Consider the following 24,590-nt stretch of genomic DNA (forward strand, 5'->3'; position numbering starts at 1 on the left):
TTTGGAATATTTTTCAATTCTCTATGGAATCCATTTTTTCTCAAAATCTGGTTTTCTCTTCTCAAGAAAAGCATCTCTTCCTTCTTTAGCTTCATCGGTCATATAAGCAAGCCTGGTAACTTCTCCAGCAAAAACCTGCTGACCAACCATACCATCATCGGTCATATTCATAGCGAATTTCAGCATCTTAATAGATGTTGGAGATTTAGCCATGATTTCCTGCGCCCATTCATAAGCAGTGTCTTCCAGTTCATCATGAGGGATAACTGCATTCACCATTCCCATCTCGTATGCTTCCTGAGCTGAATAATTTCTACCTAAAAAGAAAATCTCACGAGCCTTCTTCTGGCCCACCATTTTTGCAAGATATGCCGAACCGTAACCAGCATCAAAACTTGTTACATCAGCATCTGTTTGTTTAAAAATGGCATGCTCCTTACTGGCTAAAGTGAGATCACAAACTACATGTAAACTATGACCTCCACCTACTGCCCAACCTGGCACTACACAAATGACTGCTTTAGGCATGAACCTGATAAGTCTTTGAACTTCAAGAATATTTAATCGGTGATAACCATCTTCACCAACATAACCCTGGTGTCCACGAGCCTTCTGGTCGCCTCCACTACAAAAAGCCCATTTCCCATCTTTAGAAGAAGGTCCCTCAGCAGAAAGTAGCACACAACCAATTGAAGTATCTTCATGCGCATCATGAAAGGCATCTAATAGTTCTGAAGTAGTATGCGGTCTAAAAGCATTGCGTACATCTGGCCTGTTAAAAGCGATCCTGGCAACACCATTCGACTTTTTATAAGTGATATCTTCGTATTCCTTTACTGTTTCCCAGTGAATTTTAGACATGATAATTAAATTTTAAGGTAAAAATAGAGCTTTATGATCATTTCAGAAAGCACAATAAAAAAAGCCTGTCGAAAACAACAGGCTTTTGAACTGAATCCAGTGATTCTAGTTCATATATTTTGCCATTAACGGCTGAAGTTCCATTCCCCAAGCCTGACCAATTTCCATTCCTTTCTTCGTAAGTTCAGGAGTTACTGCAACCATTTTTTTTCCTACTGGAGTAGCATAAAAAGCAAGTATCTTATCGATTTCTTCTTCAGTAAAGCTTTCAGTATATACTGCGGCCATTTTTTTATAAAGACCATCTGTGCTAACCGCCAGTTCTTTTTTAAATGCTTCTCTGTTTTCTTCAGGCACCATTTCAACGATTGGCTCTGTCATGATGTCGAATTGCTGACCAGCCGTCATTTTGATTAGTTTAACGGCTTTAGCTTCGAAAGTTTCAGACTCCTGTGCAAATGAGGTTAAGCTTATAGCCAGAATACTGAGCGTAAAAATAAATTTTTTCATAATTGGTTTTAGATTGTATAATTTCATCACGAAAATAAAGGTTTCCTGATTTAATCAATCTGTTGTTAGGTATTTTTTCGGGAATATCTTATTTTCTGAAAGTAAAATATTTAGGTTTGCATTGTTTTTGATACAGAACCATAAAACATTAAAATGAAATTCAGGTTAGTCTTCTTACTTCTTTTAATAGGTTCCTTTGCCCAGGCACAGGAATATTGGGATCGTGAAGATTTTGAAATAAGTAATCGAAGTATTGACAATACCTGGAGAGAATTCAGCTTTAACTGGCAAACCCAATCCAGTTTCAATCTTCCTGATGGTTCTTTTCTTCATTTGAAAGATAATATTCAAAGTGATCAGATAGATATGCTTGCTGCAATTGATAAAATGAACCGTAATCGTGTTCAGCAAAAAGTAGATCTTGGATCACCGCTTCCTCAAAGAAAGCGTGAAAAGAAAATTTTTGAAGTTACCGGAGATATTCGGGCAAGAGATCAGGATGATATTTTCATGAATCCTTATTACACGAATCCATTCCTCAACAATTATAATCAGAGAGGATTTGGTACCAGAAGATACACCTCTCCTTATAATTACAATTATTAGATTAGTTATCCGTTAAAAGAATACCATCTTCTTTAATATCTATAAGTCTCTGCTTGTATAAAGTTCCAACGGCCTTTTTAAAGCTTTTCTTGCTCATTTGAAGCCTATTTTTAATTTCCTCGGGAGCAGATTTGTCTGTAAGGTCTATAAATCCTCCAGCTGCTTTTATCTTATCAAGTATTTTCTGAGCATTCGGTTCTATACTTCGATAGCCCGGACGCTGCAAGGTGATATCGATCTTATTATCTTCCCTTACCTTTTTAATAAAACCTTTGATCTCATCTCCAATTTTAAGAGGTTTGAAAACTTCATCATGATAAATAAGGCCGAGATGTAATTGATTAATAATTACATTGAATCCGAGTTCGGTATGATTACTAACGATGAGATCAACCTCCTCAAAAGGTTTAACCGTTAATACCGAATTATCAAGGAAACTATGCACTTTTGAAGATGCAGCAAGTCTATCGGTTTCTAGGTCCAGATAACAAAACACAAGGTATGTTTCCCCTTTTTGCATTGGGATCACCTGCTCCTTAAATGGCACGAACAGGTGTTTTTCCAGTCCCCAATCAAGAAAGGCTCCTACCTTACTAACCTCTGCACATCTAAGATTGGCAAACTGATCACGCTTTATTTTCGGCTTAAGTGTAGTAGCAACAGGTCTCTTTTCATGATCTAGATAAACAAAAACATTGATTTTTTCGTGAACCATCCAGGTTTCCGGAACATATTTATTCGGAAGTAAAACCTCATCGCCTTCATCATTTTCAAGATAGATACCATGCTCTGTCTCTCTTATAATTATCAATTCGTGAAATTCACCTATCTGGATCATAAAATAAATTTTAGCCTACAAAGATACTGTTAATCGCATATAAAAAAATCCGTTTTAAGGAATATCCCAAAAACGGATTTTAATTATAAATTTTATCATCTATTTAAATAGGCTTTCTTTTCCAAAATGCTTGGTTAGAAGATAATAGACTACAACTCTATATTTATTTCTATTCGATTTACCGTATTTTTCCAGAACCTGGTTAATGGCCTCGTTGGCTTTTCCTTCATCAGAAACTCCAAGTTTCTTCATGACAAAGTTCTTTTTCACTGTTTCTACCTCAGATTCACTGGATGATGCTACTGTTTCAGCATCTGCATTGTAAATACTAGGACCCATAGACTGAGCGATTTTACGAACCAGATCAATATCCGGATTGCTTTCTCCAACCTTAGACTTAAGGTCATCTATGTATTGTCCTACTTTCTCATCTAATTTACTCATAATCTAATTTTTAGTTGAACTGTCTGTAAGATAATAAAAAAGGATTATAAGAAATGTTAGACGAATTTTAAGATTTCATAAAATTGAAATATTCCAGTAATACCTCATCATTCAATTTTCGTGGAGTAAAGATCTCCAGAAGTTTCGGTTTTCCGGTATCAGTAAAGAAATTCTGCATTGCTTCCTGAATATCAATTTCTGAATTTGCTTTCTGATATTCAAAACCATAAAGATCGCAAACCGGCTTTGCCTGCAGATCATGAACGGTTTCAAAATATTTATCGAAGTTTTCTGAATTTTTATTTCCTGGAAGTATTCTAAAAATCCCACCACCATTATTATTTAAAACTATGATCCTGAAATTTGAAGGGATATAATTGTTCCAAAGAGCATTACTATCGTAGAAAAAACTTAGGTCTCCCGTGATAATGGTCACCGGTTCTTCTGAATTTACCGCAGCACCAACAGAGGTAGATATACTCCCATCAATCCCGCTAGTTCCCCTGTTGCAGTACATTTTTAAACTAGAATCCCATTGAAACAATTGCGCATAGCGAATCGTGGAACTATTGGCGAAATGCAAGACCGAATTTTTTGGGATCTTCTGATAGATCTCCTGTATGGCCTTAAGATCAGAATACGGGATTTCTGCCATGTAATCTTCATGCCTGCTTTGCCTTTTTTTTCTAATTTCCTTCCAGAAATTTCCATAATCACTCTCAATATTCTTTGTAAGTGGAAAGAATTCCGAAAAGAATGAATTCACATCGGTTTCAAAATGTTTATTTAAACAGAAAAAGGTGTTATATGCCTTTTTCGAATCTATGTGCCAGTGATGTTTCGGACTGTGATTTCTCAGAAAGGATTTGATCTTTTTAGAAACGATCATCCCTCCAAAAGTCAGCAGAATTTCCGGCTGAAGTTTTCCAAAGAGATCATCCTTATTGGAGTCCTTTTCGATAGGACCTATCAGAGTATCGATTCTCGTGAAAAATTCTTCCTGGTGAAGATTTGAGGTCGTTTCGGTAAGTACGATCACACTTGGATCATTAGCCAGGTGATCGAGGAATTTTTGTTCCACAGCATTTGGCTGTGCCACTCCAACGATTACCATTTTTCGCCTGGCAGCACTCCACACATCTGCATAATTCTGAAGTTGTTTTTCAGAATAATGCCTTTCCTTGATTTCCGGAAAAATTTGAAGAGGATGTACTTCTATATTTTCAACCGTGTCATATAAAGGCTCATAAAAAGGAACGTTTATATGCACAGGTCCTTTTTCTTCTATCGCTTTATTAAGCGCTAGATTTACTTCCCGCTCATTGTGCTTTTGTGCTTCGAACTGCTTCTGCTGAAGTTTAGGATCTTTCGATTCATTTTCCAGCACCAATTCAGAATAAAGATTAGCTGAATAAAGTATATGATTCTCAAAAACATTTTTCTGCCTGATGGTCTGTCCATCACCAATATCTATCCTTTCTACAGGCCGGTCTGCTGAAATCACCACTAATGGTATATCACTGTAAAAAGCCTCGGCGATAGCAGGATAATAATTCAGCAATGCAGAACCTGAAGTACATACCAAGGCAACTGGTTTATTCAACTGCTGCGCCATACCTAAAGCAAAAAAAGCTGCACAACGTTCATCCACGATACTGTAAGGCCTTATGTCATCATGATGGGTAAAACCTATGGTAAGCGGCGCATTTCTGGAACCGGGAGAAATGACTACATGTTTGACGTCTTTTGCCACGCACAATGCAACTACCGAGCGGGCAACAGGAATTTTTGAGTACTTCATAGAAGCTCAAAATTACAATTTACAGGCAATTTTAGAGATAGTTTTTGAGCTTATTTAACAAGAACAGCTTTCATAGTCTGTGATTTGTTCACCGTTTCCATCCACTCATCTGCCGCATTTGAATCGGTTGTGACTCCTCCACCAACAAAGATTCGGGCATTTCCATCCTTTAATTTCATGCATCTAAGATTCACAAAAAGATCTGTTTTTTTCGATATCGCTGAAAACTGCTGATTTTCCTGGTTTCTTCGGTTGGAGTTTCTTTTACTTTCAGATTTTATATTCATCTCACCCAGGTAACCAGAATAGAATTCCCTGGAATAGCCTTCATTTTTAAGAATGAATTCAAGCGCCTTATGCTTTGGCAAACCGCACACTGCCGGCGTTGGATGAAGAATTTTTATCAACTCATTCAAATGTTCAAGGCTGCTTAACTTTCCTGAAATATCGGTGCAAATATGTAGTAAACTTCCAGCTTTGGTGGAATAAGGTTCAGAAAACGAAATTCCTTCCGTAGCTTTTATCGATTTTAAAGAATCTAAAATATAGTCAGTTACTAACTGTTGTTCTTCGACTTCCTTCTGACCCCACTCAACATCAATTTTCCCTTTAAATAATTGTGTTCCGGCTAAGGCCATGGTTTTAAACCTGGTTCGTTCAGTATTCAAGAGAGTTTCAGGTGTTGCTCCAAGCCAGTATCCGGTTTTGGGATGATACCATAGATAAACGAAAGCTTGCGCATATTTATTCAGCAAATTTTTAAAAATGCGAATGGCATCAGGATCGTATAGCTCAACTTTTTCAGACCTGGATAGTACTACTTTTTTGAGTTCGCCGTCTTTGATCGCTTCAATAGCATTCTGAACCAGATTTTCATGTTGCTTTTGATCTTCTTCCATCAATTCAAAATCTACTCCTGATGAAATTTCATCTGTAGAGCGATCATCCAGAGAACCTTCTACGCGAAATTCAAATTCAAAACTTTCAGAATTTTCTAAGGGGATAAGATAAGATTCTGCTTCAGCATTAAATGGCGCGAAAATGAATCCGCTTTCTGTATGATCCTTAACTTTATAAGTAAGCTTATCATTTTGAAGTAGTGCTTTTACAATATTCGCTCCTGGTTTTCTATAAACCACAAAAGCTTTATTCTCTTGTAAATGCTCATTTAAATTCTGAAAGAATTCGGTAGACTCGATCATTATGATTTCTTTGGAAGTGCTATGGTAGTAAGTTTAACGATAGAAATTAGGTTCGCCGCCTCATCTGTGATCCTGATCTCAAAAAGCTGGGTGGTTCTTCCTTTATGAATGAAAGTAGCTTTTGCATAAACCCAACCTTCCTTTATACTTTTTAAATGATTGGCATTAATCTCTATTCCACGAACGAAGAATTCATCGGTATTCAAAAAAACATAACTAGCCATACTTCCAACACTCTCTGCAAGTGCCACGCTGGCTCCTCCGTGTAAAACACCATCAGGCTGGTGAACCCTTGAATTTACGGGCATTTTTGCTACGAGAAAATCTTCACCTATTTCAGTGAACTCAATTTCAAGAGTTTCCATCAATGTATCTTTACATACTTTTTTTGAAAGCTCAAGCATTTCTTCCTTCGTCATCATTTAAAAGATTGGTTACTTTGTAAAAATACAAAACACCGAACAACCATGAGCAAAGAGAAAAGTCTTTCTTACGCTATATCTAACACATATTCTACCCTGAATGAAAAGACTGAAAAAACCAAAACGGTATGGCTTGTCTTTCACGGAATTGGCTATTTGAGTAGATATTTTCTGAAGTATTTCAAGCATCTTGACCCTGAAGAGAATTTCATTATTGCTCCGCAGGCACAGTCTAAATATTATTTGAATGGCGAATATCGCCATATTGGCGCCTCCTGGCTCACCAGAGAGAATACAGAATTTGAGATAGAAAACATGTTGAGTTATCTCGATGCTGTTTATGAAGCTGAAGACCTAAAAAATCTAGATAACTTGAATATAATGGGTTATTCACAAGGTGTTTCTGTCGCTACTAGATTTATTGCCAGAAGAAATATTACGTGTGATCATCTTATCATGCATTCCGGAAAAGTCCCTCAGGAATTAACATCGGAAGATTTTAAATTTCTAAAAAATACCAAATTCTCTTTCATCTATGGAACTGAAGATAAATATCTTGAATCTGGTATTATTACTGTCGAAAAGGACAGACTGAATAAAATTTTTCCAAAAAACCTGGAAATATTAACTTTCAAAGGAGGTCATGAAGTTAATACCGAATTGATCTCAAAATTTGCTTAATTTGAATTCAATTCTTTTTCACCTATAAATGCCTGAAAAATCATCGATCTTAAAAACTTTAGGCCCCGGGTTTCTTTTAGCAGGAGCAGCCATTGGTGTTTCTCATCTTGTACAGGCTACTCGTGCCGGAGCCGATTATGGATTTCTCTTAATCTGGGTTCTAATTCTGGCCTGTGCTACCAAATATCCTTTTCTTGAATTCGGACCTCGATATGCAGCAGCAACCGGAGATCATTTAATTACCGGTTATCGAAAAATGGGCAAATGGCCCTATCGTATATTTATATTGGTCACCGTTGGAACTATGTTTATCGTACAGGCTGCTGTGACCATAGTTTCAGCTGGTCTGGCTGAAGAACTTTTCAGCATGGGCTGGTCTATCTTTACCTGGAGTTTCATTGTACTTGGGGTATGTATCGCTCTACTATTGATAGGTAAATATTCTGCCCTGGACAAGACGATGAAGATCATTATTAGTCTGCTGGCTATCGCAACTTTAACCGCCGTTATATTTGCTTTTGGTGACGGCCGACTAGAAAACACTCTTTCTTATACCACTCCGGAATTATGGAATAAGGCAGGTATCGCCTTCATAATTTCATTTATGGGTTGGATGCCTATTCCATTGGACGCTTCTGTATGGCACTCCATCTGGACAAAGGAAAAAGCCGAAGGAAATAAAAGAAGAACTAGTATTAAAGAGGCTTTTACCGATTTTAATATTGGTTTTTTCGCCGCGACATTCATCGGAATTTTATTTCTACTAATGGGAGCTTTGATAATGTTTGGAAGCGGACTAAGTTTTTCCAATAGCGGCGTAGAATTTTCGGGTCAGCTCATAGACATGTATGGAAAAACACTGGGTGACTGGAGTAGACCGGTCGTGGGAATTGCAGCACTTATTGCGATGTTCTCCACTACTCTAGCCGTCACCGATGCCTTCCCTCGAGTAATTTCTGAAGTTCTTGCTGAAAACAATACGACCAAACCTCATTCAAAAAAGCATAAATGGAGAAATTATAAGATCAATGTTTTCCTGATTCCCGGTTTAGCATTGCTTATTCTTTATTTCTTCGGAACATCCTTTACAGCATTGATCGACTTTGCTACCGCCCTATCCTTTTTATCAGCTCCCGTAATTGCCTGGTTTAATTTTAAGATTGTTACAGGAAACCAAATGCCGATTAATGAAAGACCAGGAAAAACCTATAAGTTTTTCAGCCATATTTGCTTCGCTGTTCTGGTAGTTTTCGCCGGAGTTTATCTTTATACCATATTCTCTTAGCTAAGATATTTTAGGATTAAATAAAACTTAAAAACACTATTTGCTTCTTCCCCGTTCGCGAAACTTTGTAAATTAAGTTCAGGAACAAGGATATATGGCATACAAATTCACTCTTCGCGGAAAAACTTATTCATTTAAAGATCTTAAAATATTAATGGCGAAAGCCAGCCCTGCAAGATCTGGAGATGCTTTAGCTGGACTCATTGCTGAAGACAATAAAGAACGGATTGCTGCACAGTATTGCCTTAGTGAACTACCGCTAAAAACATTTTTAGAGGACTTATTGGTACCTTATGAAAAAGATGAAGTCACCAGATTGATCATAGATGATCACAGAAATGAATCATTTAAATCTATTTCAAACCTGAGCGTTGGTGAATTTCGGGACTATCTTCTTTCTTATAAAGTAGATGCTGAAACCATAAAGAATATTTCTCCAGGTATAACTCCCGAAATGGCAGCAGCAGTTTCCAAGATCATGAGAAATCAGGATCTGATTTCTGTAACTTCAAAAATTGAAGTGGTCACAAAATTCAGAAATACGGTCGGTAAAAGAGGCCATTTTTCGGTACGGCTCCAACCAAATAACCCTTCAGATGATCCAAAAGGAATTGCCGCCAGCATTATCGACGGACTTATGTATGGCTGTGGTGATGCGGTGATCGGCATTAATCCGGCTACCGATAATCCTAAAGAAGTTTCGAAATTATTGAAACAACTCGATGATTTTAGACAGCAATATGAAATTCCAACACAGACCTGTATCCTAAGTCACCTCACCACGACTCTCGAGATCATGGATAAATCTCCTGTAGATCTAATTTTTCAATCTATCGGTGGAACTGAAAAAACCAATTCATCTTTTGGTATAGACCTTAAATTATTACAGGAAGCTTATGATGCAGGAAAGGAATTAAACCGGGGAACGATCGGTAAACAAATGATGTATTTTGAAACCGGCCAGGGTTCATCACTTTCAGCAGATGCTCATCATGGAGTAGACCAACAGACTCTTGAGTCACGAGCTTATGCTGTAGCTCGAAAATTCGATCCGTTCCTGGTAAATACGGTCGTTGGCTTTATTGGTCCGGAATATTTATATGATGGGAAACAGATCACACGTGCTGCATTGGAAGATCATTTCTGCGGAAAACTACTTGGGTTACCAATGGGTTGTGATGTTTGCTATACCAATCACGCGGAGGCAGATCAGGATGATATGGATTCACTACTAACACTTTTGGGAGTTGCCGGATGCAATTATATTATGGGCGTTCCCGGTGCTGATGATATTATGCTGAATTACCAGTCGACTTCCTTTCATGATGCCATGTACTTGAGGAAAGTTTTGAAGAAACGACCTGCTCCAGAATTTGAAGAATGGCTTCTAAATATGGGAATTATGGATGAACAGGGAAACCGACTAGAAATTCCAGAACAAATTCTAAAACTTAGGTAATGGCAAAGGAAATTTCAAAATCAAATTACCTGCAAAAAGATCCCTGGGAAAACCTAAGGTCTCTTTCTAAAGCCAGGATCGCTTTGGGGAATTCTGGAGGAAGCCTTCCAACAAAGGAAGTTTTGAGCTTTCAGGAAGATCATGCTTTTACCAAAGATGCGATCTATTCAGATCTAAAGGAAGAAGAACTTTCAGAGAAACTAAAAAAAATTGAGCTTCCGGTATATCATTTTCAAACTAAGGTTACAGACCGAAAAGAATATTTAAAAAGACCTGATCTTGGGAAAAAACTGGCACAAAATTCAAATGATGAAAATGAAGGTTTTGATATTCTGTTTATTCTCACCGACGGACTTGCGGCAGACGCGATTAACGAAAGAGCGATTCCATTATTAAAAGAAATCCTTCCGAAACTTAAAAATTATAAGATCGGACTTTGCATGGTGAAATATGGTCGCGTAGCGATTGGAGATGAAATTGCAGAAGAATTGAATGCTAAATTTACTGCTGTTTTAATTGGAGAACGCCCAGGATTATCCTCTCCAAAAAGCCTGGGAATTTATACAACCTACGAGCCAAAACCGGGAACTACCGATGAACGCCGGAATTGTATTTCTAATATTCATAAAAATGGACTAAGCATCGAAAAAGCTTCAGAATTACTGAGATACTTCATTAAAGAATCTTTCCGTAGAAAATTAAGTGGTGTGAAGTTAAAAGCTGATTCTTCCAATCAGGATAAATTGAATTTTTGACCCAAATGAGAAAAATTTTAACTAGCCCCCTCACATGTAAATAAGGTTTCCACTTCTCGATCTGTATTATGATATTCTACACTTTCTTCATTACTCAGCTCTGCGACAAACTCTCCTTCACAATCATAGAAGGTATATTTCACCTGATAATTACATAAGGGGTCAGTCATTTCGATATAAAATACAATCTCCTCCTCATAAGTACTCTTCAAAATAGAAACTTCGCAATTTGATTCTCCACATTCAAGGCTTTCAATCAAATCATTATACCAGTCCGATTCACTAAAATTAGTATCACATTCCGCATTAAATTCAGAATTTACGGTCTCTCCTTCTAAACTTTTTTCAATTGAATTTTCATTATCTACCACATCATCACTACAGCTCAAAATTGTCAAAGAAAACATCATTAACAAAGCAAATTTCTTCATGTAATATAATTTTTAGTAAACGAAACAGTTATTTTTTAGATGCGTGAATATAGAAAAAAAGCCTCGCATTTCTGCGAGGCTTTTCAAATTTATTATGATTCGAAGATTACTTCACTTCTTCGAAATCTACATCTTCTACATCATCTCCACTCTTAGCGTCTCCACCTTCAGCTCCGGTTGCACCTTGTTGTGGTCCACCTGGCTGTCCGTTTGCACCGCCCTGAGCTTCTGCCTGAGCTTTATACATTTCTTCTGAAGCTGTTTTCCATGCTTCATTGATCTTATCTAAAGCTGGCTGAATAGTTTCAACTTCTTTAGTTTCGTAAGCTTTCTTCAACTCTTCCAATGCTTCCTCAATTGGCTTTTTCTTATCATCAGATAATTTATCACCAAATTCTTTCAACTGCTTTTCAGTCTGGAAGATCATTGCATCAGCTTCATTCAGCTTGTCAACTTTCTCTTTCGCTTGCTTATCAGCATCAGCATTTGCTTCAGCCTCTTTCTTCATTTTCTCGATTTCCTCTTCTGTTAATCCTGAAGAAGCTTCGATACGAATATCCTGAGACTTACCAGTAGCTTTATCTGTAGCACTTACTTTAATGATACCGTTAGCATCAATATCGAAAGTCACTTCAATTTGAGGAGTTCCTCTTGGCGCTGGTGGAATTCCGTCAAGGTGGAATCTACCAATTGTCTTGTTATCTGCCGCCATAGGACGCTCTCCCTGAAGCACGTGGATCTCAACTGAAGGCTGATTATCTGCCGCCGTAGAGAAAGTCTGCGACTTTTTGGTTGGGATCGTTGTATTAGATTCGATAAGCTTAGTGTTAACTCCTCCCATAGTTTCGATACCTAGAGAAAGTGGAGTAACATCAAGAAGCAATACATCTTTTACATCTCCTGTAAGTACACCACCCTGAATCGCAGCACCAATTGCTACAACCTCATCCGGGTTCACACCCTTAGAAGGTTTCTTACCAAAGAATGCTTCAACTTCTTCCTGGATTTTAGGGATACGAGTTGATCCACCAACAAGAATTACCTCATCGATATCACTTTTAGAAAGACCTGCATCACTAAGTGCCTTTTTTACTGGCTCCATAGATCTTGTTACTAATTCTGAAGCTAATTGCTCAAATTTAGAACGAGTGATCGTTTCTACAAGGTGTTTTGGTCCACTAGAAGTAGCAGTCACATATGGTAGATTGATCTCAGTTTGAGAAGAGGAAGATAACTCGATCTTCGCTTTCTCAGCAGCTTCCTTCAAACGTTGAAGTGCCATTGGATCTTTTCTAAGATCAATGTCTTCAGCTTTCTGGAAGTTATCTGCAAGGTAATCGATCAATACCTCATCAAAGTCATCACCACCAAGATGCGTATCACCATTCGTAGATAGTACTTCAAATACACCATCACCTAATTCAAGAATAGAAATATCAAATGTACCACCACCAAGGTCATACACAGCGATCTTCTGATCCTGAGATTTTTTATCCAATCCGTATGCAAGTGCTGCAGCGGTTGGTTCGTTTATAATTCTTCTTACTTTAAGACCTGCGATCTCACCAGCTTCTTTTGTTGCGTGACGCTGAGAGTCATTAAAATATGCAGGAACGGTAATAACCGCTTCGGTTACATCCTGTCCAAGATAATCTTCAGCGGTTTTCTTCATTTTCTGAAGCACCATTGCTGAAAGTTCCTGTGGAGTGTAAAGACGACCGTCAATTTCTACACGTGGAGTATCGTTATCACCTTTTTTTACAGTATAAGGTACTCTATCTGCTTCTTTAGAAGATTCAGAATACTTATTACCCATAAACCTCTTTATAGAAGAAATGGTTTTAGTTGGGTTAGTTACTGCCTGACGTTTTGCAGGATCTCCAACTTTTATCTCGCCACCTTCCACAAATGCGATCACAGAGGGTGTAGTTCTTTTTCCTTCGGCATTAGGTATCACCGTTGGCTCGCTACCTTCCATTACGGCAACGCAGGAGTTGGTGGTACCCAAGTCAATTCCAATTACTTTACTCATAACTATATAACTTGTTTTTTACGTTAGTTTATCAAATTTTACAGTCACAAGAAGTCAATCATTATGCCAGCACAAATCTTCTGACAGACTGTCACTTTTTCCAAACACCTTGTCATTGGTCTGATAGCAACGAATACTACAACGATATAATTTCTTCAATTTTTCATGGGCAGGATTAACAATTCACTATTTTTGTCTCCAAATTTTACTCTGAATGCGAAAAATAGAATGCATTAGCGTTTTTGACATGCTGAAGGTTGGCGTTGGTCCTTCCAGTTCACATACTTTAGGACCGTGGCGAGCTTCTCAGCGTTGGATCGACGAGCTGAAAAAGAAAGGTTGTTTTGATGAGGTTGAAAAGATCCACATAGATCTTTATGGTTCTTTAAGCCTAACAGGAAAAGGTCATGCTACCGATATTGCGACTTTATTAGGTTTATTGGGACACGATCCTGTGACTATGGATATCGCTATCATCGAATCTGAAATCGAAGGCATCAGAGAAACAGGAAAACTTTTACTGAATGGTGAAAGAAATATAGATTTCAGTATTGCAGAAAATATAAAGTTCAACAGGAAATTTCTTGAATTTCATCCTAACGGAATGACTTTTAGAGCCTGTCTTTACAATGGCAAAAAAACTTCTTCTTCTTTCTACTCTATCGGTGGTGGTTTCGTTGTGAAAAAGGAGCGAAAGAATGCCAGTAAAAAAATAAAGAACTTTCAGAATTTCCCATTTTCGATTGAAAAAGCAACCGAGTTGCTTGAATTCTGCAAAAAAGAAAATAAAAGTATTTCTGAAATTGTACTGGAGAATGAACGTTCGCTTCGTAGTGACGAGGAAATTGATAATGGATTAAAGCAAATTTGGAATACGATGCTGGAATCCATGTATATTGGTTGTCATACAGAGGGAACACTGCCAGGTGGCCTTAATGTAAAGCGCCGAGCCTTTGAAATGCATCAGCGACTTATTGGGGAAACCGCCTATTCAAATGTAGAAGATTGGATCCCGGCAATAAGACAGACAGAAGTCAAATTCCGCCAGATCCTAAAATGGGTGAGCTGTTTCGCCTTAAGTGTAAATGAAGTTAACGCATCGCTTGGTCGTGTGGTAACTGCGCCTACGAACGGAAGTGCCGGAACTGTTCCTGCCGTTCTTATGTATTATATGGTGATTGAAAATCATGATGCTACTTATGAAGATATTAAAAGATTCATGCTGGTAGCAGGCGAAATTGGAAGTCTTTTCAAAAAAGGAGCTACAATTTCAGCAGCAATGGGTGGATGCCAGGCAGAAATTGGTGTATCTTCAGCAATGGCTGCGGGTGGATTGACTGAACTTATGGGTGGAACTCCGGAACAGGTGCTTATGGCCAGTGAAATTGCCATGGAGCATCATCTTGGTTTGACCTGTGATCCTATTGGAGGTCTGGTTCAGGTGCCCTGTATCGAAAGAAATGCCATGGGCGCAATAAAAGCCATTAATGCTGCCGAGATCGCCATGGAAAGTGATGCCAGCAGAGCTAAAGTACCTTTAGATAAAGTAATTGAAACTATGTGGGACACCGCAAAAGATATGAACAAGAAGTATAAGGAAACTTCAGAAGGTGGTCTCGCGGTAAAAGTTAGTCTCAGCGACTGTTAAAAGCGAATTTAAATTTGAATGTATTAAGGGAAAACAATCTTCAAATTAATGTAAAGAATCTATTCAGAAACTTTGCTTTGATGATTCTGTGTTATTTTCTCTTTTTCTTTATTCTTCAAATTATAAATACCTGGATTTTTTGCCTCGATCTTCAGAAATATGAACAGATGGAACTTCTGGAAACTTTAAAGGAAAGTCCGCTTAAATTCATATTTCTCGCCGCAATCGCCGCTCCTATCTTAGAAGAAAGTATTTTTAGAAGTATTTTAAAACCAACCGCAACAAGTTTAAAAATTTTTGTTTGTGCTTTACTGTATATTTTCGGACTCATATTAATTCCAGATGACGCTCACTGGGCGTTGAAATATGTACTTTTAGCCGGCGTCATGGGGCTAGTTTTCTATGCTATGGGAGAATTGATCCCAAAGATCTATTATAGACGTGTTTGCTATTGGATGCACAGATATTATTTGCCTATATGGATTCTGGGGGCAATTATCTTCGGGTTTGTACATATCTATAATTATGTAGATACCTTTCAGGTAGATCTCATTTTGTTCCTGATGATCTTTCCGAGAATAATTGCAGGGTTTTTCTTCGGAAAAATTAAACTGGAAAATAAGGGAATGATATGGCCAATTTTAATGCATAGCATGAATAATTCGATTGTCCTTATCGTGATACTTCCATTCAGCCTTTCCTATTTAACATAGCCTTAATTTTATTTGGTGATACATTTTGTAACTTCTATTTCCAAAAAATTGAATTATGAAAGCAGCAATTATTGAAGAAGCAGGAGGGGATTTTATCATCAAAGATGTTGATAAACCAAGCCCTTCTGAAAATGAAGTTTTAATTAAAGTAGAAGCATGCGGAATTTGCCATAGTGATAATTTCGTGAAGGCCGGTGGTTTTCCAGGTTTGGAATATCCAAGGATTCCGGGACATGAAGTCGTAGGAATTGTTGAAGAAATTGGCAATAATGTTTCGAATTGGAAAAAAGGTCAGCGTGTTGGAGTTGGCTGGCATGGCGGACATTGCTTTGAATGTGAACCTTGCCGCCGTGGAGATTTTATAAGCTGCGAAAATGCAAAAGTGAGCGGAATCTCTTATGATGGTGGTTACGCAGAATATATGGTCGCGCCAAAAGAAGCCATCGCAAATATTCCGGAAGAATTATCTTCAGCCGATGCTGCACCCCTGTTATGTGCCGGAATCACGGTTTTTAACGCCTTGAGAAATTCAGGAATTAGAGCTGGAGATGTAGTAGCTGTTCAGGGAATTGGAGGTCTTGGTCACCTTGCGATTCAGTATGCTAATAAGATGGGAATGAAAACAGTTGCTATCTCACATAGCGATGATAAAAAAGATTTAGCGAATAAACTTGGTGCACATCATTTTATTAATACAGGGAACGCTGATGGAGCTGAAGAATTACAGAAGCTGGGCGGAGCTAAACTTATCCTGGCAACTGCACCTCACAGTGATGCAATATCAGCCGTTGTAGATGGCCTGGGAGTAGACGGAAAATTACTCATGGTGGCTGCCACCGGAGAACCCATTGAAGTTTCTCCTATGCAATTGCTTATGGGTAGAAAATCTGCAGCAGGATGGCCTAGCGGTACAGCAATAGATTCTGAAGACACTTTAAAATTTAGTGCTATGACCGGAACAAAAGCGATGATCGAAGAGTACCCACTAAATAAAGCGAATGAGGCATTTGAAAAAATGATGAATAACAAGGCAAGATTCAGAGTGGTTTTGAAACCATAAAAATTAGAATACTAGCCTATTGGACCGGAAGATCTATAAGTTGGATTTTCCGGTTTTTTTATTGCTATATTTGAGCCTTAATTTTCTCAAAAATGTCATCGAGATTTAAGTCATCATTCATATTAATAATCAGTTTTTTATTGCTTCTTTCCTGCAAGAACAATGAAAAGTCTTCGCCTATTCAGGTAGTAGAACAAAAACCGGAAATAGAGACCGGTAATTATCACGAAAATTATCTAAGAGAAATCTCCTATATAAAAACACGCGAAGATTCCTCATCTACCAAAGGAATGGTAAAGTTGGATGGAGGTAATTTTATGATGGGCGGAAACAGCAGTCAGGCAAGGCAGGATGAATTTCCCAGACATAAAGAAAATATTAAAGCAATTTGGGTTGATGAAACCGAGGTTACTAATGCTCAGTTCAGAGATTTTGTAGAAGCTACGGGATATGTAACTACAGCCGAAAGATCTTTTGAAATTAAGGGCAAAAAATACGAACCAGGGGCTTTAGTTTTCGATCCCTACAATCCTGAATGGTGGTGGAAATTTGAAAAAAGAGCGAACTGGAAGCATCCAACCGGTGCCAACAGTGATATTAAAGGAAAGGATAGTTATCCTGTAGTACAGGTTTCCTGGTATGATGCCATGGCATATGCGAAATGGGCCGGTAAAAGATTACCAACAGAAGCCGAGTATGAATATTTTAACAGTGGTGGAAATGATACGCTCATCTATCACTGGGGAAATGACTTTGAAAAGGCTCCGGAAATGGTGAATTTTTTCCAGGGCAATTTTCCGAAACAAAATACGGGCGAAGATAAATTTGAAAAGAAAGCGCCTGCCAAAAGTTTCCCGGCAAATTCCTATGGTTTATATGAAACTTCAGGAAATGTTTGGGAATGGTGTCTCGATACTTATTATCCAGATGCTTATTCCAGATTAAAAGAAAGAAAAGATGGTTATTTCAATGACTTTATAAATATGCAACAGCAAAAGGTGATTCGCGGCGGATCCTTTTTATGCAGCGAATCCTATTGCACAGGCTATAGAAATTCTGCCAGGATGAGTTCTGCTCCAGACACCGGTCTGGAACATACTGGATTTAGATGTGTAAAGGATATTTAGTAACAATCCTCTTTGGTTCTTGTATCAACCAGATAAACAATCTTCCATTCTCCACTAAAATTTACCAATTGAAAACTGTTTACCCCGCAGTGGGAAAAGTTTCCGTTGAAATAGAATGAGTATGGCGTGGTTACCGTTGCCAGCAATCCATTTTCCTCTATCCTGAATTCATGCAGTTTTTCTTCAAAATTTGTTTCTGCAGGAATACTCGCAATATTTTTCAGGAATTTTGAATATTCAGTAGTGCTCACTTGTGTATTTCCCTCTGCATCCTTAGAGATTGATTGTAATTGCATACTGTCTACCGCAAAACTTTTTAGTTTAACAGTATCCTGGTCATGAAATGCCTCAAAGAAATCCTGTACAAGTTTCTTCGGAGTTGCCTCATCTTTATCTGTTTGGGAGAATACTGCCAGATTAGTTAGAAATACAGCCACCATTAATAATTTTTTCATGGTCAAGTAGTTTTGAATGTGGTTCACGAATTTACTACTTTTACTCAAATTTAAAATCAACCAAATGTCTGTTGCAAAAAAGGAATACAAACGTGTCACGGTAAAGTCTCTTGTAGACATGAAATCGAATGGTGAAAAGATAAGTATGCTTACGGCATATGATTTCACGATGGCACAGATCGTTGATGGTGCAGGAATAGATGTGATCCTTGTGGGCGACTCGGCCAGTAATGTTATGGCTGGACATGAAACTACGCTTCCCATAACCTTAGATCAAATGATCTATCATGCGACGAGTGTTGTAAGAGCCATAAATCGTGCATTGGTTGTGGTTGATCTTCCTTTTGGTAGTTACCAGAGTGATCCAAAAGAAGCTTTAAGATCTGCCATCAGGATCATGAAAGAAAGTGGTGGGCATGCTGTAAAGCTTGAAGGCGGAAAAGAAGTTAAGGAGAGCATTAAGCGTATTCTTCATGCAGGAATTCCTGTAATGGGACATTTAGGACTTACGCCGCAATCTATCTACAAATTTGGAACCTATACAGTTAGAGCTAAAGAAGAACAGGAAGCTGAAAAACTGAAATCTGACGCTAAAATGTTAGAGAAAATGGGTTGTTTTGCGATTGTTCTTGAAAAGGTACCAGCAGATCTTGCCAAAGAAGTTGCTGAAAGCATTTCTATTCCGGTAATTGGAATTGGTGCCGGAAACGGAGTAGACGGTCAGGTTCTGGTTGTTCACGATATGCTTGGAATGACACATGAATTTAATCCAAGATTCCTTAGACGTTACGCCGATCTTCACGGTGAGATGACCAAAGCTTTTCAGAATTACAGGGATGATGTGAAAAGCAAAGCATTTCCTTCTGATGATGAGCAGTATTAATTCTACTTTCTAAAACTCTCATTTTTGGATCAGGATAAAACGCTTTCCAATAAAGACAATCTTCAGGTTCTGCATGAGGATAATCATATTATCATCGTTAACAAGCGTCCTGGCGATATCGTTCAGGGAGACAAGACTGGAGATAAACCTTTAAGTGAAGTAGTAAAATCTTATTTAAAGGAAAAGTATAATAAGCCTGGAAATGTCTACTTGGGAGTTGTCCATAGACTTGACAGGCCAACAAGCGGAATTGTTCTTTTTTCAAAAACTTCCAAAGCCCTACCCAGATTAAATAAATTATTTCAGGATAAAAAGGCTAAGAAGACCTATTGGGCAGTGGTGAAGAATCCTCCTCCAAATGACTCCGGAGAGCTAGTACATTTTATGAAGCGAAACCCTAAGCAGAATAGATCTTATGCCCATAAGAACGAAGTACCCGATTCTAAAAAAGCGATCCTGGATTATCGAATTCAGAAAAAGCTTGATAATTATTACTTGCTTGAAATAGATCTTCATACCGGAAGACATCATCAAATAAGAAGTCAGTTATCTGCAATTGGATGTCCTATAAAAGGTGATCTGAAATATGGTTTTGACCGCAGTAACAAAGATGCCAGTATCCATCTGCATTCACGAGAATTAAAATTTGTTCATCCCGTTAAAAAGGACCAAATTCATATTATCGCTCCTCCTCCATCTGACCCAATTTGGAACGCCGTTATGATTTAATTTAGAGTTTTGTCTTTCTTTAATTCTTATTTTTAGAAAAACTTTCTAGCATGAAATGGCGAGGCCGTAGACAAAGTGGTAATGTTGAAGATCGCAGAGGATCTTCAGGAAAAGGTAAATTAATTGCCGGTGGTGGTATCATTGGAGTGATCTTTTTGATCGCTCAATTCGTTTTAAGTGATGGTGATATTTCAGTATTAGATCAACTTCAGGATACCTCGGCTCCAACCGAACAAAGAGAATTAACTGCTGAAGAGAAAGAACTTGGCGATTTTACTGAAGTGGTTCTTGCAGATACCGAGGATATCTGGAATAAGATATTTGCTGAAAATAATATGAATTATCGTGAACCTGGGCTGGTATTATTCTCTGATGCCGTACAAACTGCCTGTGGCGGTGCTTCAGCTGCCAGCGGACCTTTCTACTGTCCTGCCGATCAAAAAATATACATGGATCTAACATTCTTTGAGGAACTAAGACGAAGGTTTGGTGCCAAAGGTGGTGATTTTGCTATCGCTTATGTGATGGCACATGAGGTTGGTCATCATGTTCAAAATCTTCTTGGCACCGCGGGTAAGGTTAGAAGACTTCAGCAACAAACCAATCAAACCGAAGCTAATGAATTATCTGTAGGTTTGGAATTACAGGCCGATTTCTATGCCGGTGTCTGGACTAAATACAATCAGAAATATTTAAGTGAAGGTGATATAGATGAAGCTCTAAGTGCTGCTAATGCGGTTGGAGATGATGCCATTCAAAAAAGAACTAGAGGAAGCGTAAATCCTGATTCATTTACTCATGGAACTTCAGAGCAACGAAAAGAATGGTTTATGAAAGGTTATAGAACCGGCGACATTAGCCAGGGAGATACGTTTAGTAATGTTTTGAATTAAGAGCTTTTCCTCGATTCTCTTATTGAAATAAGACTTTCAATAATAACGGCACTAATAATCAATGTTCCGCCTAAGATAGTTTTGAGCGATGGAATTTCACTCAGGAAAATCGCAGCGATTATGATTCCGTAAACCGGCTGAATACTGCTCATAATACTTGCAGCAGTGACACTAAAATTTCTAAAACTTTTCAGAAATAAAGTGTGACCAATACAGGTAGTAAGTAAAGCCAGAATTAGCAAGGGTTTCCATTGCAGAAGCACATTTTCAAATTCACTAAAGAAAACCGCTGGAATTAGGCAAATCGCGATCACCAGGATTTGGTAGAACATCAGTGCTGTACCGTTATATTTTTCTACTTCCCTTTTCATTAGAAGGTTTCTGAAAGCATAGAAGAAAGCTGAAACGATCCCGAATATCACCGCGATAAAATAGTCATTGTCAAGATCAAATTCCGGACTCAAAAAATAGATTCCGGTAAGCACAAGAATGCCCAATGCAATATGAACTTTATTAAACTTCAGTTTAAAAAGTATAGGCTCTAAAAAGGCAGTTATAACTGGATATGTAAATAGGGACAATAAAGCTATGGCGACGCTACTATACTTCAGGGAATAGAAATATGTTATCCAATGAGCGCCCATTAGAACACCACCGAGGATCATTTTTAATAAGTCTCTCCTACTTTCAAGTTTCAAAGATATTTTCTTCCATCTACAAAAAAGATAGAAGATGATTACCGCCAATAAACATCTGTAAAAGATCGTAATAATTGGTGGTAATGTTATATACCTGCCCAATGCACCAGAAGTACTTATTAATAATACCGCGAGATTTAACTGGAGAATGTTAATTAAGTACTGACGCCTATCTGACAAACCTTAAATTTTATCTTGAATATTCCTGACTCTTTTCCATTATGATCTCCTGCACCGGCCTGTTTTCAATATTACTTTCAAGCCATGAAATAATGTCGAGATATAGGAATGCTCTACGTTCGTATGGATGATCTTCAAACTTCTTTAAAGTTGCATGAAGTTTTCGGAATTCGTCTTTAATATCGAGTGGAGAAACATCCGGTAGATTTCTCAGGAATTTGATCATTTCCTTCTGAACCTCATGCATATCGTCCATTTTAATCAGGAACTTGTAGGTCGATTTCACCAGCCTGTCTAAATGATAATCCATTCCCGCCTCATAATGAGCTACCAGGTTTAGGATTCTAGAAAAACACATAAGATCTTCCCTCATTTCAAGGGATTTATTAGTGATGATCTTTTTCAGGTAAACGATACATTCCTTATTCTTCCCATCGCCAAAATACAGACAGGCGATCTTATAATAGAAAACCATAATATGATGTTCGTCTAAACGCCCTCTGAATTTCTCAATTTTCTGGTTGATCTTCTCCACGAGCTCATCGGCATTGCTAAATTCTCCTTTCATAAACCGAAGATTCAGTTTATTAGAATAAACATAAAGAAAAGAGAGTGCAGAAATATTGTCATTATGAGGAATCTTGGGGTCTCTTAAAGAATCTTCCAGCTGTTTTAATGTCGCTTCAAAAAGATCCGTATGATTCAGATAAAATAGCGATTCCAGCAAATAATGACTCCCTTTTAAGTAAGATACAGGATGTATAGGGATCAAGTGTTTGTATTCGATAAAAAGGTCTTTCCACTTCATCGAATATCGATAACAGCCTAAAAAATCCTGCGTTAAAAAGCTATACCATAAATGAACTTTATACAGCCACAATCGCTCTCTAAAACCTAGTTGTTTGTAATTATATTCAGGAAGTTTCTCTTTAAAATATGCCTTTATCTGGTCTGCCTCCTCCTGGCTTCGACAATAGCCTTTTTTCAGAAAAATAGAATATAATTCCAATGAAAGATTTGACAGTTTTCCCCAGATCGTATTAAGTTCACTGATCTCCTCTGTTTCTTTTATAAGAATATCAGCCCTGTTACTCATACTTCTGGTGATATACTGTGATTCTATGATCTTCTCAAGTTCCAGAATTTCGTAGGTTAAATTCTTTTCTTCGTAATTAATTGCCAGAGTTTTAACCCGATCCAGTAATTTCAGACTTTGCTGATAAAGGCCTTTATGATAAAGGATATACGCAAAGTCAACTTGTTCTCTTATCTGAACAGGAATACTCTGGTGAGCCGGGTTAAGCCGGAGTGAGATTAATAACTGTTTATAAAGATGAGTTTTTACATTTGAAAGTTGAAGCTTGGTAATTTTTGTAGCTTTTAATATTTCGGCTTCATTGTACTTCTTTTGCCGGGACATTACTTTGTACAAATTCAGAAACTTTGAATCTGAATTCACCCCTATTCTTCCAACATATAAAGAAAACTGTCTTTTTTCTGAAGCAGAAAGAGATTTTATTAGAGAAAACAGATTTTCGGTTAAGTCATTGGTCATTGTAAATCAAAATTTTACAAAATACTGTAAAACAGAGCTTTACAAGTATTTTCTATTACTTCAAGCGTCGTAACAGTTTTGAATATCAGGAGCTAAAAGCCTAATGATTCCGATACTTTAGATAAAGATAAAGTAAAATAAATCTCATATGCGTACTGAAAAGGTAGAAATTTTTGACACTACATTGAGGGACGGCGAACAGGTCCCGGGTTGCAAACTGAATACGAAACAAAAATTAAAGATTGCTGCGCGACTGGATGAACTCGGTGTAGATGTGATTGAAGCTGGTTTCCCGGTTTCAAGTCCCGGTGATTTCAATTCGGTAAATGAGATTTCCAAACTCGTAAAGAACGCTACTGTTTGCGGATTAACCCGCGCGGTAAAAAATGATATTAAAGTCGCTGCAGAAGCACTTAAATATGCTGTAAAACCTAGAATTCATACAGGAATTGGAACTTCAGATTCCCATATCAAATACAAATTCAAGGCCAGCAGGCCAGAAATTATCGAAAGAGCTGGTGAAGCTGTTGCTTACGCCAAAAGCTTTGTTGATGATGTGGAATTTTATGCTGAAGACGCCGGAAGAACCGAAAATGAATTCCTTGCCCGGGTTTGTACCGAAGCGGTAAAAAATGGTGCTACGGTTCTTAATATTCCCGATACTACAGGATATTGCCTACCTGAAGAATATGGCAAAAAGATCAAATACCTTAAAGAAAATGTGGTTGGAATTGAAAATGTTATTATTTCCTGTCATTGTCATAATGACCTTGGTCTGGCTACGGCTAATGCGATTGCTGGTATCTCAAATGGTGCCAGACAGATCGAATGTACCATCAATGGAATTGGTGAGCGTGCCGGTAACACAGCATTGGAGGAGGTCGTCATGATCTTAAGACAACACCCGTATTTACAATTGAATACAGACATAAATCCGCAATTGTTATACGATACCAGTAAGATGGTCTCCAGGGAAATGGGCATGTATGTCCAGCCGAATAAAGCGATCGTCGGAGCGAATGCCTTTGCGCATAGTTCAGGCATTCACCAGGATGGCGTCATTAAGAACAGAGAAACATACGAAATTATTAATCCAGCCGATGTCGGGGTCACCGAGTCGGCTATTGTTTTAACTGCCCGTAGCGGAAGAGCTGCGCTGGCTTATAAAGCAAAGAAAATGGGTTATGAACTTACAAAACTAGAACTGGATAGCGTTTACCTTGAATTCCTGAATTTCGCCGATGCGAAGAAAGAAGTTGCAGACCATGATATTCATACCATTATGGATATCTACAAAAAGAGCGCAAGAGCAATCGCCTAAT

The 24,590-nt window shown here is 38.0% G+C and carries 25 protein-coding genes; 13 read left to right on the top strand and 12 right to left on the bottom strand.

Annotated elements, in window-relative coordinates; translation table 11 throughout:
• Positions 1-21 precede the first annotated feature (21 nt).
• Positions 22-861 carry a 1,4-dihydroxy-2-naphthoyl-CoA synthase gene (locus tag RE431_RS08200; protein WP_309561495.1) on the bottom strand — a complete coding sequence of 280 codons (840 nt, stop codon included), beginning with the start codon at positions 859-861 and terminating at the stop codon, positions 22-24.
• Positions 862-966: 105 nt separating this feature from the next.
• Positions 967-1,371 (bottom strand): DUF2059 domain-containing protein, encoded by a 405-nt coding sequence (locus tag RE431_RS08205; protein WP_309561496.1) that lies wholly within the window; start codon positions 1,369-1,371, stop codon positions 967-969.
• 153 nt (positions 1,372-1,524) lie between these two features.
• Here RE431_RS08205 and RE431_RS08210 point away from each other — a divergent pair, with 153 nt between their 5' ends.
• Complete coding sequence (locus RE431_RS08210; RefSeq protein WP_309561497.1) at positions 1,525-1,977, top strand: hypothetical protein; 453 nt, start codon at positions 1,525-1,527, stop codon at positions 1,975-1,977.
• A gap of 1 nt (position 1,978) precedes the next feature.
• Here the strand turns inward: RE431_RS08210 and RE431_RS08215 are convergent, their stop codons facing one another.
• The 5 genes from RE431_RS08215 to RE431_RS08235 form a co-directional block, all read right to left on the bottom strand.
• Complete coding sequence (locus RE431_RS08215) at positions 1,979-2,815, bottom strand: CvfB family protein (RefSeq protein WP_309561498.1); 837 nt, start codon at positions 2,813-2,815, stop codon at positions 1,979-1,981.
• Between the two features lie 99 nt (positions 2,816-2,914).
• The gene (locus RE431_RS08220; RefSeq protein ID WP_309561499.1) at positions 2,915-3,259 is read right to left on the bottom strand and encodes a DUF2853 family protein; all 345 of its coding nucleotides are present in this window, start codon (positions 3,257-3,259) and stop codon (positions 2,915-2,917) included.
• A gap of 67 nt (positions 3,260-3,326) precedes the next feature.
• Positions 3,327-5,060 carry a 2-succinyl-5-enolpyruvyl-6-hydroxy-3-cyclohexene-1-carboxylic-acid synthase gene (gene menD, locus RE431_RS08225; protein ID WP_309561500.1) on the bottom strand — a complete coding sequence of 578 codons (1,734 nt, stop codon included), beginning with the start codon at positions 5,058-5,060 and terminating at the stop codon, positions 3,327-3,329.
• 50 nt (positions 5,061-5,110) lie between these two features.
• Positions 5,111-6,262, bottom strand: a complete 1,152-nt coding sequence (locus RE431_RS08230; RefSeq protein WP_309561501.1) for a chorismate-binding protein — start codon at positions 6,260-6,262, stop codon at positions 5,111-5,113.
• The gene (locus RE431_RS08235) at positions 6,262-6,684 is read right to left on the bottom strand and encodes a PaaI family thioesterase (protein ID WP_309561502.1); all 423 of its coding nucleotides are present in this window, start codon (positions 6,682-6,684) and stop codon (positions 6,262-6,264) included. The genes RE431_RS08230 and RE431_RS08235 overlap by 1 nt, the downstream gene beginning before the upstream one ends.
• Before the next feature lie 45 nt (positions 6,685-6,729).
• Between RE431_RS08235 and RE431_RS08240 the strand changes: the two genes are divergently transcribed.
• The 4 genes from RE431_RS08240 to eutC all read left to right on the top strand — a co-directional run bounded on the left by RE431_RS08240 (position 6,730) and on the right by eutC (position 10,864).
• Positions 6,730-7,365, top strand: coding sequence for an alpha/beta hydrolase (locus tag RE431_RS08240; protein WP_309561503.1), 636 nt, complete (start codon positions 6,730-6,732; stop codon positions 7,363-7,365).
• A gap of 28 nt (positions 7,366-7,393) precedes the next feature.
• Entirely contained in the window at positions 7,394-8,650 is a 1,257-nt protein-coding gene (locus tag RE431_RS08245; RefSeq protein WP_309561504.1) for an Nramp family divalent metal transporter, read from the top strand.
• A gap of 94 nt (positions 8,651-8,744) precedes the next feature.
• Complete coding sequence (locus RE431_RS08250) at positions 8,745-10,109, top strand: ethanolamine ammonia-lyase subunit EutB (protein ID WP_309561505.1); 1,365 nt, start codon at positions 8,745-8,747, stop codon at positions 10,107-10,109.
• Positions 10,109-10,864 carry an ethanolamine ammonia-lyase subunit EutC gene (gene eutC, locus RE431_RS08255; RefSeq protein WP_309561506.1) on the top strand — a complete coding sequence of 252 codons (756 nt, stop codon included), beginning with the start codon at positions 10,109-10,111 and terminating at the stop codon, positions 10,862-10,864. Before RE431_RS08250 ends, eutC begins: the two co-directional genes overlap by 1 nt.
• A 17-nt stretch (positions 10,865-10,881) precedes the next feature.
• Here the strand turns inward: eutC and RE431_RS08260 are convergent, their stop codons facing one another.
• Entirely contained in the window at positions 10,882-11,274 is a 393-nt protein-coding gene (locus RE431_RS08260) for a hypothetical protein (protein ID WP_309561507.1), read from the bottom strand.
• A 127-nt stretch (positions 11,275-11,401) separates the two neighbouring features.
• Positions 11,402-13,327: a molecular chaperone DnaK gene (gene dnaK, locus RE431_RS08265; RefSeq protein WP_309561508.1), complete on the bottom strand. Its 1,926-nt coding sequence runs from the start codon at positions 13,325-13,327 to the stop codon at positions 11,402-11,404.
• A gap of 214 nt (positions 13,328-13,541) precedes the next feature.
• On the opposite strand from dnaK, the gene RE431_RS08270 reads away from it, so the two are divergent.
• The 4 genes from RE431_RS08270 to RE431_RS08285 all read left to right on the top strand — a co-directional run bounded on the left by RE431_RS08270 (position 13,542) and on the right by RE431_RS08285 (position 17,875).
• Complete coding sequence (locus RE431_RS08270) at positions 13,542-14,975, top strand: L-serine ammonia-lyase (RefSeq protein WP_309561509.1); 1,434 nt, start codon at positions 13,542-13,544, stop codon at positions 14,973-14,975.
• A gap of 167 nt (positions 14,976-15,142) precedes the next feature.
• A complete protein-coding gene (locus tag RE431_RS08275; RefSeq protein ID WP_309561510.1) occupies positions 15,143-15,688 on the top strand; it encodes a CPBP family glutamic-type intramembrane protease in 546 nt (181 codons plus the stop codon).
• Between the two features lie 55 nt (positions 15,689-15,743).
• The gene (locus RE431_RS08280; protein ID WP_309561511.1) at positions 15,744-16,748 is read left to right on the top strand and encodes an alcohol dehydrogenase; all 1,005 of its coding nucleotides are present in this window, start codon (positions 15,744-15,746) and stop codon (positions 16,746-16,748) included.
• 92 nt (positions 16,749-16,840) lie between these two features.
• Complete coding sequence (locus RE431_RS08285) at positions 16,841-17,875, top strand: formylglycine-generating enzyme family protein (RefSeq protein WP_309561512.1); 1,035 nt, start codon at positions 16,841-16,843, stop codon at positions 17,873-17,875.
• Here the strand turns inward: RE431_RS08285 and RE431_RS08290 are convergent.
• The gene (locus RE431_RS08290) at positions 17,872-18,330 is read right to left on the bottom strand and encodes a nuclear transport factor 2 family protein (protein WP_309561513.1); all 459 of its coding nucleotides are present in this window, start codon (positions 18,328-18,330) and stop codon (positions 17,872-17,874) included. The genes RE431_RS08285 and RE431_RS08290 overlap by 4 nt on opposite strands.
• A gap of 64 nt (positions 18,331-18,394) precedes the next feature.
• Here RE431_RS08290 and panB point away from each other — a divergent pair, with 64 nt between their 5' ends.
• The 3 genes from panB to ypfJ are packed head-to-tail and all read left to right on the top strand — an operon-like array spanning position 18,395 to position 20,835.
• Complete coding sequence (panB, locus tag RE431_RS08295; RefSeq protein WP_309561514.1) at positions 18,395-19,213, top strand: 3-methyl-2-oxobutanoate hydroxymethyltransferase; 819 nt, start codon at positions 18,395-18,397, stop codon at positions 19,211-19,213.
• A 24-nt stretch (positions 19,214-19,237) separates the two neighbouring features.
• Positions 19,238-19,942 (top strand): RluA family pseudouridine synthase, encoded by a 705-nt coding sequence (locus RE431_RS08300; protein ID WP_309561515.1) that lies wholly within the window; start codon positions 19,238-19,240, stop codon positions 19,940-19,942.
• A 50-nt stretch (positions 19,943-19,992) separates the two neighbouring features.
• Positions 19,993-20,835 carry a KPN_02809 family neutral zinc metallopeptidase gene (gene ypfJ / locus RE431_RS08305; RefSeq protein WP_309561516.1) on the top strand — a complete coding sequence of 281 codons (843 nt, stop codon included), beginning with the start codon at positions 19,993-19,995 and terminating at the stop codon, positions 20,833-20,835.
• Here the strand turns inward: ypfJ and RE431_RS08310 are convergent.
• Positions 20,832-21,713, bottom strand: a complete 882-nt coding sequence (locus tag RE431_RS08310) for a DMT family transporter (protein ID WP_309561517.1) — start codon at positions 21,711-21,713, stop codon at positions 20,832-20,834. The two genes, ypfJ and RE431_RS08310, sit on opposite strands and share 4 nt — an antisense overlap.
• Before the next feature lie 10 nt (positions 21,714-21,723).
• Entirely contained in the window at positions 21,724-23,268 is a 1,545-nt protein-coding gene (locus RE431_RS08315) for a hypothetical protein (RefSeq protein ID WP_309561518.1), read from the bottom strand.
• 148 nt (positions 23,269-23,416) lie between these two features.
• Between RE431_RS08315 and RE431_RS08320 the strand changes: the two genes are divergently transcribed.
• Positions 23,417-24,589: a 2-isopropylmalate synthase gene (locus RE431_RS08320; RefSeq protein WP_309561519.1), complete on the top strand. Its 1,173-nt coding sequence runs from the start codon at positions 23,417-23,419 to the stop codon at positions 24,587-24,589.
• Position 24,590: the final 1 nt, after the last annotated feature.

The organism is Christiangramia sediminicola, assembly GCF_031344135.1.
GTDB lineage: Bacteria > Bacteroidota > Bacteroidia > Flavobacteriales > Flavobacteriaceae > Christiangramia > Christiangramia sediminicola.